Raw genomic sequence first — 1,123 nt, forward strand, 5'->3', positions numbered from 1 at the left:
GATGCTCCTATAGTTGTCAATTTGGGATTTCGCCGGTGTGGGGGTCTGTCTTGACGAGGTGGTAGACCTCTCGGATCACGTAGCGTTTCAGGCAGCGGATGATGTCGCGCTTGGATTTGCCCTCAGCAGTGCGGCGGGCGACGTAGGCGATTGTGGGTTCGTGGAATCTCATCCTGACGATCACGGTGCGGTAAATCGCAGCATTGAGCTGCCGGTGCCCGCCTTGGTTGATGCGATGTTTCCCACTGGTCATCCCTGAGCCTGCCGGAATGGGGCTGATGCCTGCCAGTTTCGCGAACGCCGCCTCGGACTTGATGCGCTCAGGGTTATCGCCGGCGACGATGAGGATCTCCGCGGCGGTATCGACACCGATGCCGAATCTCTCCAGCAGGTGCGGTGCTCGCTGGGCTACGAGGTCCTTGATCATGCCCTCCAGTTCGATGATCTCGTCATTGAGCGTCATCCAGCGCTTGGCAATCGATCGCAGTACGTGGCGGTTGGCATCCTCCGGGGTATTCAGTCCGCGTGGGCGCAGCGCAGCACAGTGGCGAGCGATCATCTTCTGGGTCTTCCCGGCTGTTTCACGGCGCAGCTCTTCTGACGCGTGGACGAGCATCGCCTTGAGCGTGATCATCGCCCCGGTCCTATCCTTGACCGCGGTATCGTGGGCAACTTTCAGCTGCCGGATCATCTCCACCGCACCGTCGGCAGACTTCGGCGTCGCGGTGGCGAACCCTGCCAGCACCGCCCGGGCAGCGTTCTCAGCATCCAGGGTGTCGGATTTGCCGTTCAGCCGCCGTAACCGTCGATCCGGCCGAGCAACCTCAATGACTTTGTGATCATGCCGCCTCAAGAACGAGGTCAGCCCGGCACCGTAGGAGCCGGTGCCCTCGATTCCGAAGGCAATGATCTTGCCGAACCCAGCCGCCCACTCCAGCAGCTGCTTATAACCTGTGAGATCAGTGGCGATCGTCAGTGTGGCTAGGATCCCGCCGATGGAATCCATCACAGCAGCGACGTGGATGTGCTTATGGGTGTCGACCCCGATGACGACATGCCCGGAACGGGCGGTCTCTATGATGACCATAGCTTCTGTTCCTCCTGCCGATTAGCGTGGGTGTCA

Annotated in this window: 1 protein-coding gene; it reads right to left on the reverse strand. The window is 60.6% G+C overall.

What is annotated here, in order from left to right; translation table 11 throughout:
- Positions 1–16: 16 nt before the first annotated feature.
- On the reverse strand, positions 17–1,087 hold the full coding sequence (locus RH857_RS13525; RefSeq protein ID WP_310538499.1) for an IS110 family RNA-guided transposase: 1,071 nt from the start codon (positions 1,085–1,087) through the stop codon (positions 17–19).
- Positions 1,088–1,123: the final 36 nt, after the last annotated feature.

Source organism: Nesterenkonia flava, from assembly GCF_031432335.1.
Lineage (GTDB): Bacteria > Actinomycetota > Actinomycetes > Actinomycetales > Micrococcaceae > Nesterenkonia > Nesterenkonia flava.